13 protein-coding genes are annotated in these 13,914 nt (G+C 71.7%); 11 read left to right on the plus strand and 2 right to left on the minus strand.

The features are described 5' to 3' along the window. Positions 1-16 precede the first annotated feature (16 nt). The 6 genes from ribH to OG956_RS30530 all read left to right on the plus strand — a co-directional run bounded on the left by ribH (position 17) and on the right by OG956_RS30530 (position 4,841). Positions 17-502, plus strand: coding sequence for a 6,7-dimethyl-8-ribityllumazine synthase (gene ribH, locus OG956_RS30505; RefSeq protein WP_330341216.1), 486 nt, complete (start codon positions 17-19; stop codon positions 500-502). 34 nt (positions 503-536) lie between these two features. Continuing rightward, positions 537-809 (plus strand): phosphoribosyl-ATP diphosphatase, encoded by a 273-nt coding sequence (locus tag OG956_RS30510; RefSeq protein WP_330341217.1) that lies wholly within the window; start codon positions 537-539, stop codon positions 807-809. 52 nt (positions 810-861) lie between these two features. Beyond that, complete coding sequence (hisG, locus tag OG956_RS30515; RefSeq protein ID WP_330341218.1) at positions 862-1,710, plus strand: ATP phosphoribosyltransferase; 849 nt, start codon at positions 862-864, stop codon at positions 1,708-1,710. Between the two features lie 13 nt (positions 1,711-1,723). Further along, positions 1,724-2,188: a PH domain-containing protein gene (locus OG956_RS30520; RefSeq protein ID WP_330341219.1), complete on the plus strand. Its 465-nt coding sequence runs from the start codon at positions 1,724-1,726 to the stop codon at positions 2,186-2,188. A 236-nt stretch (positions 2,189-2,424) separates the two neighbouring features. Then, positions 2,425-3,759 carry a hemolysin family protein gene (locus OG956_RS30525; protein WP_330341220.1) on the plus strand — a complete coding sequence of 445 codons (1,335 nt, stop codon included), beginning with the start codon at positions 2,425-2,427 and terminating at the stop codon, positions 3,757-3,759. Continuing rightward, positions 3,756-4,841, plus strand: a complete 1,086-nt coding sequence (locus OG956_RS30530; RefSeq protein WP_330341221.1) for a hemolysin family protein — start codon at positions 3,756-3,758, stop codon at positions 4,839-4,841. The genes OG956_RS30525 and OG956_RS30530 overlap by 4 nt, the downstream gene beginning before the upstream one ends. A 26-nt stretch (positions 4,842-4,867) precedes the next feature. Here OG956_RS30530 and OG956_RS30535 read toward each other — a convergent pair whose 3' ends face one another. Beyond that, positions 4,868-6,733, minus strand: coding sequence for an AAA family ATPase (locus OG956_RS30535; protein WP_330341222.1), 1,866 nt, complete (start codon positions 6,731-6,733; stop codon positions 4,868-4,870). 427 nt (positions 6,734-7,160) lie between these two features. Continuing rightward, positions 7,161-7,781 carry a uridine kinase family protein gene (locus tag OG956_RS30540; protein ID WP_330342990.1) on the minus strand — a complete coding sequence of 207 codons (621 nt, stop codon included), beginning with the start codon at positions 7,779-7,781 and terminating at the stop codon, positions 7,161-7,163. 274 nt (positions 7,782-8,055) lie between these two features. Between OG956_RS30540 and OG956_RS30545 the strand changes: the two genes are divergently transcribed. From OG956_RS30545 to OG956_RS30565, 5 genes are all read left to right on the plus strand, one after another. Further along, positions 8,056-9,012: a hypothetical protein gene (locus OG956_RS30545; RefSeq protein ID WP_330341223.1), complete on the plus strand. Its 957-nt coding sequence runs from the start codon at positions 8,056-8,058 to the stop codon at positions 9,010-9,012. A gap of 52 nt (positions 9,013-9,064) precedes the next feature. Then, positions 9,065-10,606 (plus strand): amino acid permease, encoded by a 1,542-nt coding sequence (locus OG956_RS30550; RefSeq protein WP_330341224.1) that lies wholly within the window; start codon positions 9,065-9,067, stop codon positions 10,604-10,606. Positions 10,607-11,369: 763 nt separating this feature from the next. Further along, entirely contained in the window at positions 11,370-12,731 is a 1,362-nt protein-coding gene (locus OG956_RS30555; RefSeq protein ID WP_330341225.1) for a peptidase C39 family protein, read from the plus strand. A gap of 54 nt (positions 12,732-12,785) precedes the next feature. Next, positions 12,786-12,932: an SCO1431 family membrane protein gene (locus tag OG956_RS30560; RefSeq protein WP_330341226.1), complete on the plus strand. Its 147-nt coding sequence runs from the start codon at positions 12,786-12,788 to the stop codon at positions 12,930-12,932. Positions 12,933-13,007: 75 nt separating this feature from the next. Further along, positions 13,008-13,667 carry a TetR/AcrR family transcriptional regulator gene (locus OG956_RS30565; protein ID WP_330341227.1) on the plus strand — a complete coding sequence of 220 codons (660 nt, stop codon included), beginning with the start codon at positions 13,008-13,010 and terminating at the stop codon, positions 13,665-13,667. Positions 13,668-13,914: the final 247 nt, after the last annotated feature.

Below are 13,914 nucleotides of genomic sequence, written 5' to 3' on the forward strand. Positions count from 1 at the left end.
GCACTTGAGGAGACACGTGAGCGGCAAGGGTGCACCGGAGTTGTCCGTACGCAACGCGAGCGACCTGAGGGTCGCCGTCATCGCGGCGCAGTGGCACGAGAAGGTGATGGACGGTCTGGTGAACGGCGCCCTGCGCGCCCTGCGCGAGCTGGGGATCGACGAGCCGACCCTGATCCGGGTCCCGGGCAGCTTCGAACTCCCGGTCGCCGCGAAGGTGCTGGCCGGGCGCGGCTACGACGCCGTGGTCGCCCTCGGCGTCGTCATCCGCGGCGGCACCCCGCACTTCGAGTACGTGTGCCAGGGCGTCACCGCCGGACTCACCCAGGTCAGCGTCGAGACCGGCGTGCCCGTCGGCTTCGGCGTGCTCACCTGCGACACCGAGGAGCAGGCGCTGGACCGGGCCGGCCTGGAGGGCTCGAGCGAGGACAAGGGCCACGAGGCGGTGACCGCGGCGGTCTCGACCGCCGCCACACTGCGCTCGGTATCCGAACCCTGGCACTGAGGCACCGGCCGGAGCGCGTAGGGTAAGGACCACCATGTCCAAGAAGACGTTCGAGGAGCTCTTCACCGAGCTCCAGCAGAAGGCCGCCCACGGCGACCCCGCCACCTCCCGCACCGCCGAGCTGGTCGGCAAGGGCGTCCATGCCATCGGCAAGAAGGTCGTCGAAGAGGCCGCCGAGGTCTGGATGGCCGCCGAGTACGAGGGCAAGGAGGCGGCCGCCGAGGAGATCTCCCAGCTGCTGTACCACGTCCAGGTGATGATGGTCGCCCGCGGGATCTCCCTGGACGACGTCTACGCCTACCTGTAACGCCCTGCCACAACCGCCGTAGAAACCCCTTCACGCAAAGGAAGCCGACCTCATGCTGCGCATCGCCGTCCCCAACAAGGGTTCACTGTCCGGCCCTGCGGCGGAGATGCTGCATGAGGCCGGCTACCAGCAGCGCCGCGAGTCCAAGGAACTGCGGATCGTCGACCCGGTGAACGAGGTCGAGTTCTTCTACCTCCGCCCCCGCGACATCGCGATCTACGTCGCCTCCGGCCGTCTCGACCTGGGCATCACCGGCCGCGACCTGCTGATCGACTCCGGCGCCGACGCCGAGGAGATCCTGCCGCTCGGCTTCGCCCGCTCCACCTTCCGCTTCGCCGCCAAGCCGGGCACCGCGAACGGCGTCGAGGACCTCAAGGGCAAGACGGTCGCCACCTCCTACGAGGGCATCGTCGCAGGGCACCTCGAGGAACGCGGCATCGACGCCTCCGTCGTGCACCTGGACGGCGCCGTGGAGACCGCGATCGAGCTGGGCGTCGCCGAGGTCATCGCCGACGTCGTCGAGACCGGCACCAGCCTGCGCAACGCCGGCCTGGAGGTCTTCGGCGAGCCGATCATGAAGTCCGAGGCCATCGTCATCCGCCGCACCAGCAGTGACGCCGAGGACCCGAAGGTCCAGCAGTTCCTGCGCCGCCTCCAGGGCGTCCTGGTCGCCCGGACGTACGTGATGATGGACTACGACTGCCGGGTCGAGCAGCTCGAGAAGGCCGTCGCGCTCACCCCGGGCCTGGAGTCCCCGACCGTCTCCCCGCTGCACAACGAGGGCTGGGTCGCGGTCCGCGCCATGGTCCCCGCCAAGGAGGCGCAGCGGATCATGGACGACCTGTACGCCATCGGCGCCCGCGCCATCCTCACCACGGCCATCCACGCCTGCCGCCTGTAAGGGTCCGCGCCAGATGTCCGACACGCCCACCACCCCCGCCCTTCCCGTCACCTTCCGGCCGGGCCACACCCGGGCGATCCTGCTCACCGCCGGTGTGCTGATCTTCCTGACCATCTCCGGGATCGGGATGCTGCTGGAGCAGCTCGGTCCGGGGGAGCGGGCCAGCTTCGTCATCACGGGCGCGCTGATCTTCTGGGTGCTGGCCCGGATCTCCCGGGTGAGGGTCGTCGCCGACGAGTCCGGTGTCACCGTGGTGAACATCGCGAGCAAGCGCCGCCTGGAGTGGCCGGAGATCCTTCAGGTGAACCTCCGTCCGGGGGATCCCTGGGTCTTCCTCAACCTCAGCGACGGCACCAGCCTGCCCGCGCTCGGCATCCAGCCGGGGCTCGCCAAGCAGCGCGCCATCGCGGACGCGCAGGCGCTGCGGGCCCTCGCCGAAGCCCGTGCGACGGCGCACCCGGCGGACAGCCGGGGCTGACCCGGGGGCGTGTCAGGGGTGATTCGGGGCTCACTCCGGGTCGCCCACCCTGCCCCATCGGGCGCCGTCTTGATTAATCTGGTGGCGGAGGCCCTTTCGCCGGGCCTTCGCCCCTGGACGCCGCCCGGCGCACAGGGGTTCCTGCTACCCGAGGAGTGACTCCCTCCAGCGATGGACGGATCGTCCTGTAGTACCTGCGCCGCCCCGACCCGACATACCGGGAAGGCGGTGGCAGCGTGACCATCTCCCTGCTGCTCCTGGGAGCGGCTTTCCTGCTGATCCTCGCCAACGGCTTCTTCGTGGCCGCCGAATTCGGCCTCGTGACCGTCGAGGCGACGGAGGCCGAGAAGGCGGCCGCCGAGGGCGACCGACGGGCCCGCAGGGTCGCCGAGTCGCTCAAGGAGCTGTCCTTCCAGCTGTCCGGCACGCAGCTCGGCATCACCATCACCTCCCTGGTCGTCGGCATGCTCGCCGAGCCCGCCCTGGCCCGGCTGCTGCGCGGCCCGTTCGCCGCGCTCGGCATCCCCGACGGCGCCGTCTCCGGTGTCGCCGTGGTCGTCGGCATGCTGCTGGCCTCCGCGGTCCAGATGGTGATCGGCGAGCTCGTGCCCAAGAACTGGGCGGTGTCCAAGCCGCTGCCCGTCGCCCGGTTCGTGGCCGGCCCGCAGGCCGGCTTCTCCCGCCTGTTCCGCCCGGTGATCTCCGCGCTCAACACGGTCGCCAACCGGCTGGTGCGAGCCCTCGGCGTCGAGCCCGCCGAGGAACTGGCCTCCGCCCGCACCCCGGGCGAACTCGTCTCCCTGGCCCGCCACTCCGCGCAGGCCGGAGCCCTGGAGCAGGACACGGCCGACCTGTTCGTGCGCACCCTGTCCCTGGGCGAACTGACCGCGCAGCACGTCATGACCCCGCGCGTGAAGGTCAGCGCCCTGCAGGACACGGCCACCGCCGAGGACGTCGTCAACCTCACCCGGGCCACCGGCCTGTCCCGCTTCCCCGTCTACCGGGAGAAGATCGACGAGATCGTGGGCATGGCCCATCTGAAGGACGCCCTCGCCGTCCCCGTGCACGACCGCCTGCGCACCCCCGTCGGCCGCATCGCCCGCAAGGCGCTGCTGGTCCCGGAGACCCTGCCGGTCCAGCCCCTGCTGACCCGGCTCCGCTCCGAGCAGCCCATCGCGGTCGTCGTCGACGAGTACGGCGGCACGGCCGGCGTGGTCACCCTGGAGGACATCGTCGAGGAGCTCGTCGGCGAGGTGCGCGACGAGCACGACGCCAAGGACATGCCCGAGCTGGCCCCGGCCCCGCCGGAGGACGGCCGGCCCGCCTGGGACGCCGCCGGCAGCTGCCGGGTCGACATCCTCCAGCGCATAGGCCTCGACGTGCCCGAGGGACCGTACGAGACGGTCGCCGGACTCGTCGCCGACCTGCTGGGCCGCATCCCGGCGCCCGGAGACCGGGCCGAGCTGCCCGGCTGGCGGCTCTCGGTCCGCCAGGTCGGCCACTACCGCGCCGAGCGGGTCCGCCTGGTCCGTACGGCCCCGGCGGCAGACATGATGGAGGCCGCCCGATGAGCGTCCTCCAACTGGTCTTCGCCGCGATGCTCGTGCTCGCCAACGGCTTCTTCGTCGGCGCCGAGTTCGCGCTCGTCTCGGTGCGCCGCAGCCAGATCGAACCGCTCGGCACCGCCCGCGCCCGCCAGGTGATCCACGGCCTGGAGCGGCTGCCGCAGATGATGGCGGCGGCCCAGTTCGGCATCACGGTCTGCTCGCTGACCCTCGGCGCCGTGGCCGAGCCGACGATGGCGCATCTGCTGGAGCCGGTGTTCGCCGCGGTCCACCTCCCCGACGGCATGGTCCACCCGCTGGGCTACGTCATCGCGCTGGCCGCGGTGGTCTTCTTCCACCTGGTCGTCGGCGAGATGGTGCCCAAGAACCTGGCGATGGCGGCCCCCGAGAAGGCGGCGCTCTGGCTCAGCCCCGGGCTGGTCTGGTTCGCCCGCGTCTGCAAGCCGATCACCGTGACCCTCGGCGCCTGCGCCCAGGGCATCCTGCGGCTCTTCCGGGTCGAGCCGAAGGACGAGGTCGAGGCCGTCGTCACCACCGAGCAGCTCAACCGCCTGCTGGAGGACTCCGGCCAGGCGGGCCTGCTCGACCCCGAGGAGCGGGAGCGCCTGGAGGACGCACTCGAACTGGGCTCCCGCCCGGTGACGGACGTCCTGCTGCGCCGGGAGTCCCTGGTCACGGTGACACCGGCGGTCACCCCCGGAGAGATCGTGGAGCTGACGGCCCGCACCGGGTACTCCCGGTTCCCGGTCGCCGCGGCGGACAAGGGCCCCTTCATGGGGTACCTCCACGTCAAGGACGTGCTGGACCTGGAGCACTCCGACCGCGCCGTCCCGCAGCACGTCTGGCGCCCCATGACCACCCTGCGGGCCGAGCTGCCGCTCGACGACGCGCTGACGGTCATGCGGCGGGCGGCCACGCACCTGGCGCAGGTCGCCGACGCCTCCGGCAAGGTGCTGGGGCTGGTGGCCCTGGAGGACGTCCTGGAGCTGCTGGTGGGCGAGGTCCGCGACCCGGCCCACCGGGAGATGCGAGACGTCAAGCTGGCCGAGCCGAGGGTGAGCGGGGAACCGGAGGGGGCGCTCGCCTAGGCCCTGAGTTCGAGTGGTGGGGCGCTTCACATACCCGGTGGATCGTGGGGCCCCCGCCCCGACAGCACCTCTCCGTACGCCTGCATCAGGTCGGGCAACCGCAGCGTGGCCAGGTCCTCCCGGGACAGGGAACCCGGGTACGTCGACAGCCTCAGGTCCCGGTACGCGCAGCTCTTCTCGTACAGGGTCCTGAGGAACCGCCCGTTGCCCAGTTCGTCGATCCAGCCCTGTTCGACCACATGCCCGGCGATCGAGCGCAGCTCCTCCAGCGCCTCCTCGTCCCACACGTCCCCGTTCTCCCCGGCCAGCACCTTGCCGATCTCGGTGAGTTCCTGCGGACGGTAGGAGGGGAAGTCGACGCGGGTGGTGAAACGGGAGGACAGCCCGGGGTTCGCGGCCAGCAGCCGGTCCATGCCCTCCGGGTAGCCGGCGAGGATCACCACCAGGTGGTCCCGGTTGTCCTCGGCCCGCTTCAGCAGCACCTGCAGGGCCTCGTCGCCGTAGGCGTCCCCCTTGCCGTACCCGGAGTTGGACAGCGAGTACGCCTCGTCCACGAACAGCACCCCGCCGATCGCGGAGTCGATCAGCTCGTTGGCCTTCACCGCCGTCTGCCCGAGGTACTCGCCGACCAGATCCGCCCGCTGCGCCTCCACCAGGTGGTCGCCGCCGAGCAGCCCGAGCGCGTAGAACACCCGGCCCAGGATCCGGGCCACCGTCGTCTTCCCGGTGCCCGAGGGCCCGGAGAAGACGAAGTGCCGTTTCGGCGGCTGCACCGGCAGCCCCTGACCGGCCCGCAGCCGGGCCATGTTCAGCTGTGCCGACAACGCCTTGACCTGGCGTTTCACCGGTTCCAGGCCGACCATGCGCTCGAGTTCGGCGAGCGCCTCCTCAAGGAGGGCGGGGTCGGTCGGACCGGCCGGAACGGGCGAGGTGGACGACAGGCCGGTCTTCGTCCGCACCGCCGGATCGGCCACCGACGGCAGCGGCCCCGTCGGCAGATCCGGCTCCGGCAGCCGCAGATCACGCCCCTCGGTGCCGAAGATCGGATCGAAACCGTCGGGGCCGTCCACGCTGTCCTGCCCGGCGCCGGTCAGCGTGATCGCGGCGAGGTCGGCGGTGTCGTCGTACCCGTCGCCCTCGGCGATCGCCGCCAGCCGGGCCGAGGTGTCCATGAAGGCGGGGTCGACGCGGTGCACGGCCCGGTACAGGGGGAGGGCCGCCGCCGAGCGTCCGGTGCCCTCGTGCGCCCGCGCCAGCCAGTAGCGCAGCTCCTTGCGCTGCGGCTGCTCGCTGCGGCAGCGCATCAGCGCCGCCGACAGCAGGGGTTCGGCCTGGCCGTACATCTCCAGCCGGACCCGGGCCATGCCGCCGAACAGGCCCGCCTCGATGCCGAGCATCGGATCGTCCAGCAGCGGATCGGTGTGCCGTACCAGCTGCTCCCAGTCCTTGACCAGATAGGCGCGGCAGGCGTGCAGAAAGCGGACCTGGGGGTCGGTGTCGACCGGGGGCAGCCCGGCGAGGGCCCGGTCCAGTTCGGGCACGTGCCGGCCGTCCAGCCAGTGCGAGGCGTGCGCGAGCAGCAGGTCGCGCGGGCTCTCCAGCACCGGTTGCACCCACCAGCCCAGCCAGTACCAGGAGTTGAGCGACCTGCGGTGCCGGGCGCGCTGTTCGCCGAAGCGGTCGCGGTGCCGGAACATCCTCAGCAGCGAGGTCGTCGTGTCGACCCGGAGCGCGTGCAGCCCGAGCCAGCCGTCGGCCATTCCGGGGTCCATCCGCACCGCGGCGCGGAACTCCTCCTCCGCCTGCGGATAGGCGCCCATCGTGTAGGCGTCCACCCCCCGCAGCCAGGCCAGGTCGGCCGGGGCCTCGGGGCCCTGCGTGCCGAAGTCCATCCCGTCCCCCCACAGACGTGTCCCCGTGGATCACCACCGGGCAGTCGCCCGACGGCCGCCGCGGTCGAACCGCTGTGCCGCGGACCGGAGTTGCCAGTGCGCGAGGCAGCCTCGAAGCTCGCACCGAGGGCATCGTACCCGCGCGGAGACCGCGTGCCGAAGGGTGCCGCACAGGGCGTTCGACGAGGTGGGAGCAGACGGGGCGCACGGGGCTCGGTGACCGTGGGTGAGCGGATCGGTGTGCGCGGGGCCGGGAAAGGGGTGAAGCGGGCAGAACGAAGCCCCCGATCACGGGGGAACAACCGGGGGCTTCGCGTCTGCAGCGGCTTCGCATCACCGCTCATTGAGAACGTAAGACCTGTACGGCCCCCGGGTCAAGCCGAGTTGGGACACTGGCGGAAGTTCCCCCGCAAGGGTCTTCACGCGTTCACCACAATGCGGACGATCCATCACTGTGGGTCACGTCTTGGTCCGGTCCAGTCGTCGACCCAGGCCCCGGAAGCACCTCATATCCCTCCGGCGTCTGCATTACCAGGAGATCGGCATGGGGGCGTGAGGGGTCCCGGGCGAAGTGCGCGCGCTCCGCCGCGATCCAGCCGTTCCAGAACTCGCCCTGCTCCGGTCCGTCCCGCAGCCGGCCGCGCGCCCAGGACTCCTCCCGGGGCACCTCCATCCACAGCAGCAGGGCCAGATACGGCCGCAGCGCCCGGCGGCCCGCGCCGACGCCCTCGACGAGGACCACGGGAGCGGCCGGCAGCGGGCGCGGCGCACCGAAGGTGCGGGCCCGCCAGTCGTAGGGCGAGTAGGAGGCGCTCTCGCCGCGGGCGAGCGGCTCGATCACCTGGGTCGTCAGCCGGCCGGTCCACTCGAAGAGCTGCTCGTGACTGGCGATGTCGTCGAGGTGCAGCACCGGGGTCCCGCCGAGGGCGGCGGCCAGCTGCCCGGCGAACGTGGACTTCCCCGAACCGGCGTGCCCGTCGACGCCGACCAGCCGGACCGGCCCGACCGAGGGAGGCAGCCCGCGCAGCCGGGCGGCGAGTTCACGAATGACGGTTCCCCGTTCCGGGTCGATGCGGGCGGTTGTCCGGAAACAGTGTAGTAGTGCCGTATAGAGGCCCGGTGTGACCCTTTGCCGCCGTACGGCCGGGACCGCGCGGCACCGAAAAAGTCGCGTTTTAAATCATCGGCGGGCGGCCGGCCATTGGCCTCGGATAAACATTCACGAAACCACTGACCGATATGTCGAATCACCCGTTCCGGGTGCGCCCGCCACTGAGTAAGGTGCCTCCAGCACGACCGACCACGGGGACTGGCAGGGGGAGATGGCCGCGGAGTTATTCGAAGGGCACTATGTGTGGCACCCGGCGGCCGACGACCGTGTCCTCGCGAGCGCATGCGTCGATGTGCGCGCCGGGCGTTATCGCTGCGCCTACGAAGCGCTCGCCGAGACGCGTTCCGACTTCGCCCTGCGCGCCCATCGCTCGCTGGTCCTCGCCTCCGAGGCGGCCGGCACCGATCTCGTCGAGCGCTGGCTCGCGGAGGAGCCGACCCCCGAGGCCGCGCTGATGTGGGCCAGGGTCGCGGTGCAGCGCGCGCTGCGGGCCGCCGACGCGCACGACGAGCGCGCCGAGGCGCTGGAGCGGATCGCGCTGACCGCCTGCGACCGGGCCGCCGCCATGGCGCCCGAGGACCCCACACCCTGGGTCGCCAGGCTCGCCATGGCCCGGCTGCACCGGCCGCGCGACCCGGCCCCGCACGGCCTGCTCACCTCGCCGCCGGGCCCCTGGCGGCTGTTCGCGCACGTCCTGTCACTGGACCCCTGGCACCGCGAGGGCCACCACCGCTTCCTGTCCTTCTTCTTCACGCGGCACGGCGGCACGGTCAACGCGGCCTGGGACGTGGCCGCCTTCCTCAGCCAGCGGGCGCCCGCCGACTCCGCCCTGCGGCTGCTGCCCCTGGTGGCCCTGGTGGAGAGCTACAACCCCACCCAGCTGCTCGCCGACCGTGTCTGGGAACAGCCGCAGTGGCGCTCCACCGCGCTGGCGATCTACCAGAACTGGCTGCCGGCGGTGGCCGGTTACCGCTTCACCCCGGTGCTCGACCTGGCCTACCTCGCACACGCCCTGGTCATGGCCCAGTGCGCGTTCGAGGCCCGGGCGGTGCTCACGGCGATGGGCCCGTACGCCTCGCGCATGCCCTGGAGCGCCTTCGGCGACCCCGCCGAGCAGCTCTCCCGGGCCCGGCGCGCCTGCGGCCTGCCCGTGCCACGGTCCGACTGAGCCGCATCTGCTCCGCCCCTCCCCCCGGATTCACTCAGAGAAAGGCCCATCTGTGTCGGAACGGACATCGAAGCCCCGGGCGCAGGCTCGCGCGGGCGCGGACCCGGTCGTACTCGACGACGACGCGACCCTGCATGCGATGGGTTATCCGCGAAAACTCACCCGGCGTTTCCAGGCATTCGACAATTTCGCGATCTCCTTCACCATCATCAATATCCTGTCGGGTATCTTCTCGTCGTTCGGATTCGGCATGAACGCGGGCGGTCCCCGCATTCTCGTGTTCGGCTGGATCGGCGTCTGCGTCATGGTTCTGCTCATCGGTGCTTCCATGGCGGAAGTCGCCTCCGCCTATCCGACGAGCGGCGCCCTGTATTTCTCCGCCGGTAAACTCGCGAAGCGGCACAAGGGCGCCTGGTCCTGGTTCACCGGCTGGCTGAACTTCGTGGGCCAGATCGGCGGCACCGCCGCCACCGGCTATGCGGCCGCCACCTTCATCCAGGCGTTCGTGCAGCTGCAGTGGCCCTCCTACCAGCCGACCGCGCACCAGACGGTGCTGATCACAGCCCTGATCATCGTCGTGCAGGGGCTCGCCAACACCTACACGGTGCAGCTCGTCGCCGTACTGAACCGTATTTCCGTGTGGTGGCTGCTGATCGGACTCGTGGTGATCGTGGGGGCACTGATAGTGATGCCCGATCATCATCAGCCGGTGTCCTTCGTGACGCATTTCGAGAACAACACCGGCTTCTCGAGCGGGCTTTACGGCGGCATGCTCGGCCTGCTGGTCACCAGCTGGACGTTCACCGGGTTCGACGGCAGCTTCCACATGTCCGAGGAAACGGTGCACGCCACGGTGAACGCGCCGAAGGGGATCACCCGCGCCATCGGCTATTCCGCGATCACCGGCCTGATCCTGATGCTCGCACTGGTCTACAGCATCGGCGACTACGCCAAACAGGCGAGCTCCGACGCGCCCCCCGTCCAGATCCTCATCGACGGACTCGGCCTCGGCGCCGCCAAGGTGATGCTCCTCATCGTCATCGGCGCGATGCTCTTCTGCGGGCTCGCCAACCTCACCAGCAACACCCGGCAGATCTTCGCCTTCTCCCGCGACGGCGCCATGCCGGGCTCACGCTGGTGGCACTCGGTCTCGACGCGCACCCGCACCCCCGTGAAGGCGGTGTGGCTCGCGGTCGCCTGCTCGCTGGCGCTGGTCGTGCCCGGCTGGTGGTCCCACACCGCGTTCACCGCGATCGTCAGCGTCAACGTGGTCGGTCTCTTCCTCGCCTACGCGGTGCCGATCTTCCTGCGGCTGCGGCTCGGTGACGCGTTCCAGCCGGGGCCGTGGCACCTGGGGCGCTGGGGGCGGCCGGTCGGCTGGCTCGCGGTGGTCTGGATCGCGCTCAGCAGCGTCCTGTTCATGCTGCCGCAGGCCTCGCCGATCACCGTCGACTCCTTCAACTACGCGCCGATCGCGCTCGCCGTCGTCCTGGTCGTGGCGACGGTGTGGTGGTTCGCCACGGCCCGCCGCCGCTTCCAGGGACCGATCAGCTACGGCCGCCCGGACGAGGTGGCGGCGATGGACCTCGTCTGACCGGCACGCTCGCCCGGGTGTACGGGCGCGGGGGCCGATCGCCCGGTCCCCGCGCTCCGCCCTGGCTCCGTCCCGGCTCGCTCCGGCTCGCCCGGGCTCCGCCCCGGCTCCGTCCCGGCCCGCCCTGGCTCCGTCCCGGCTCGCTCCGGCTCCGTCCCGGCTCCGCCCCGGCCAGGCCCGGCCCAGGCTCCGTCCTGGCCCGCTCCCGCTCCGGCTCCGTCCCGGCTCGCTCCGGCTCGGCCCCGGCTCGCTCCGGCTCGGCCCCGGCTCGCTCCGGCTCGGCCCCGGCTCGCCCAGGCTCCATCCCGGCCAGCCCGGGCTCCGCTCCGGCTCGCTCTGTCCCGGCCCGCTTCGGCTCCGTCCCGGCCCGCCCGGGCTCCGTCCTGGCCCGCTCCCGCTCCGGCTCCGTCCCGGCTCGCTCCGGCTCGGCCCCGGCTCGCTCCGGCTCGGCCCCGGCTCGCCCAGGCTCCATCCCGGCCAGCCCGGGCTCCGCTCCGGCTCGCTCCGGCTCGCTCTGTCCCGGCCCGCTTCGGCTCCGTCCCGGCTCGCCCGGGCTCCGTCCTAGCCGGCACTGGCTCCGCCCCGGCCGGCCCCGGCTCCGCCCCCCGCCCCGGTACCGCTCGGCTGCGGAAGGCGCTTTCAGCGGTCCAGACCAATATTGGTGGCGCGGCATGCGCCGAAGTGCTGGCAGGCCCCTGCCGCCTGCTCCATAGTTGGCGCACAACCGCACCGGATCACCGGACACCTGGGGGTAATCGCGCCCATGAGCAGAGCCCGACAGCCGTCCCGCAGAACCGTCCTCACCGCCGCCGTCGCCGCGGCGGTGGCCGGCGGCACGGCCCCCGCTGCCGCCGCCGCGCGGCGACCCGCCGCCGGTACCGGCGGAGCGCCGGCCCGCCCGATCGATTACCACGCCTGGACCACCTACCGCGAGTGGCGTCTCGGCACCGCCCAGGGCGTCCGGGCCGTCGCCGGCGCCCGCCCCGGCGTCGTGATCGGCGTCCCCGCCGGCCGCACCGACTACACCGACCCGCACACCGGCACCACCGCCGCCTGGGAGTACGCCACCTGGACGTCTCCCGTGCACCGGCTCGCCGTCCCCGCCACCGAGGTCGTCTCTTCCTGGAACGCGCACACCCCCGACGGCACCTGGCTCCAGGTGGAGCTGCAGGGCTCCTACTCCGATGGCACCGAGACCCCCTGGTACGTGATGGGCCGCTGGGCGGCCGGCGACCAGGACATCAAGCGGACCTCGGTGGACGGCCAGAGCGACGGCAAGAGCAGCATCTGGACCGACACCTTCGCCATCGACGACGCGAGCACCGGACTGCGCCTGACGTCGTACCGGCTGCGCCTGACCCTCTACCGCAGGCCCGGTACCCACCTGACCCCCACCGTCTGGCGGCTCGGCGCCATGGGCTCCGACATCCCCGACCGCTTCACCGTGCCCGCCTCCACCCCGGGCCTCGCCCAGGAACTGGCCGTCCCGCGCTACTCGCAGGAGATCCACAAGGGCCAGTACCCGCAGTACGACGGCGGCGGCGAGGCCTGGTGCAGCCCCACCTCCTCACAGATGATCATCGAGTACTGGGGCGGCCGGCTCACCCCCGAGCAGCTGTCCTGGGTCGACCCGGCGTACGCCGACCCGCAGGTGGACAACGCCGCCCGGTTCACCTACGACTACCAGTACGAGGGCTGCGGCAACTGGCCGTTCAACGCCGCCTACGCGGCCACGTTCGATGGCCTGCAGGGCGTGGTCACCCGGCTCGCCTCGCTCACCGACCTGGAGACGCTGATCGCCGCCGGCATCCCGGCCATAACGTCCCAGTCGTTCCTCAAGACCGAGCTGACCGGCGCGGGTTACGGCACCTCCGGCCATCTGATGACGGTGATCGGCTTCACCGCGGACGGCGACGTGATCGCCAACGACCCCGCCTCGCCGAACGACGACGCGGTCCGACGGGTGTATCTGCGCCGGGAGTTCGAGAACATCTGGCTGCGCACCAAGCGGTACAACGCCTCCGGGAACGTCGCCTCGGGCACCGGGGGAGTCTGCTACCTGTACTTCCCGGCCCACCCGACCTCGCTCCAGCGCAAGGCCCTCGCCGCGGTGGGCGTGCGCTGACCCTGTGAGCAAGCTCATCGCCGCAATCGGCGTCGCGGGTGGCAAGGTGGCCACATGCACACGACCGCACTCCCGGCCACCGCCACCCGCGCCCGCACCGGCGGCCCCCAGGACGACGGCCCGCAGATCCTCGAGCACGTCATGGGCTGGATCCTCGTGGCGGTCGTCGCGATGCTCCTGACCCGGCTCGGCCTGCTCTGACGCGACCCGCTCACGTGTGCGGCATGTTCTGACATACTGCTCGGGTCCCGCCGACCGCCTGGAACAGGGCCGACCTTGAATACGCCGCATCAGCGTGCCCTCGTCCGTCCCCGGACGCGCGGCACCGAGCGCTCGGCAGCGCGCCGCGCCGAACTCATCGCCATCGGGCGGAAGCTGTTCGCCGACACGTCCTACGACGCGCTGTCCATGGACGACATCGCCCGCCAGGCCCATGTCGCCAAGGGGCTGATCTACTACTACTTCCAGTCCAAGCGCGGCTACTACCTGGCCATCGTCCGGGACTCCGTCGCCGACCTGGTCGCCTTCGCCGCGAGCGGGCTGGAGCTGCCCGCCGTGGAGCGCGTCCACCGCACCATCGACGGCTATCTGCGGTACGCCGAGAACCACCAGGCGGCCTACCGCACCATCGTCAGCGGCGGCGTCGGCTTCGACACCGAGGTGCACGCCATCCGGGACGGGGTGCGCGAGGCGATCATCGCCACCATCGCCGAGGGCGCCTACGGCCGCGGCGACATCTCGCCGCTGGCCCGGATGAGTCTGCTGTCCTGGGTGTGCGGAGTGGAGGGGGCGACCCTGGACTGGATCGACCGCCCCGAGCTGTCCCGCACCACCATGCGCGAACTGCTGGTGAAGACGCTCGGCGGGGCCCTGCGCGCCGTCGAGGAACTGGACCCCGCCTACCGTGCACCGGAGCCGGCCCGCCGCGACGCCTGAGGCGCCGGAGGCGCAGGCGCGGAGCGGGCACCGCCCGAGCCGCGGTGACTGTCATGGGCGGCCGTACGCGCGGAAGATCCGGACCGCTCTCCGGTCCCCCGCACGTCCTGATCCGGCGCCGTGCGGAGCCCCCGGCTGGATTCTCGAAGTAAGCGGTCGTTAACTGGTGACGTGAAGTCGCTGATCGGGCATACTCACTGCGCACAGCCGCTGGTCAGCCGCTTCCGCGACCCGGAAGAGGGCGCCT

The organism is Streptomyces sp. NBC_00557, from assembly GCF_036345995.1.
GTDB lineage: Bacteria > Actinomycetota > Actinomycetes > Streptomycetales > Streptomycetaceae > Streptomyces.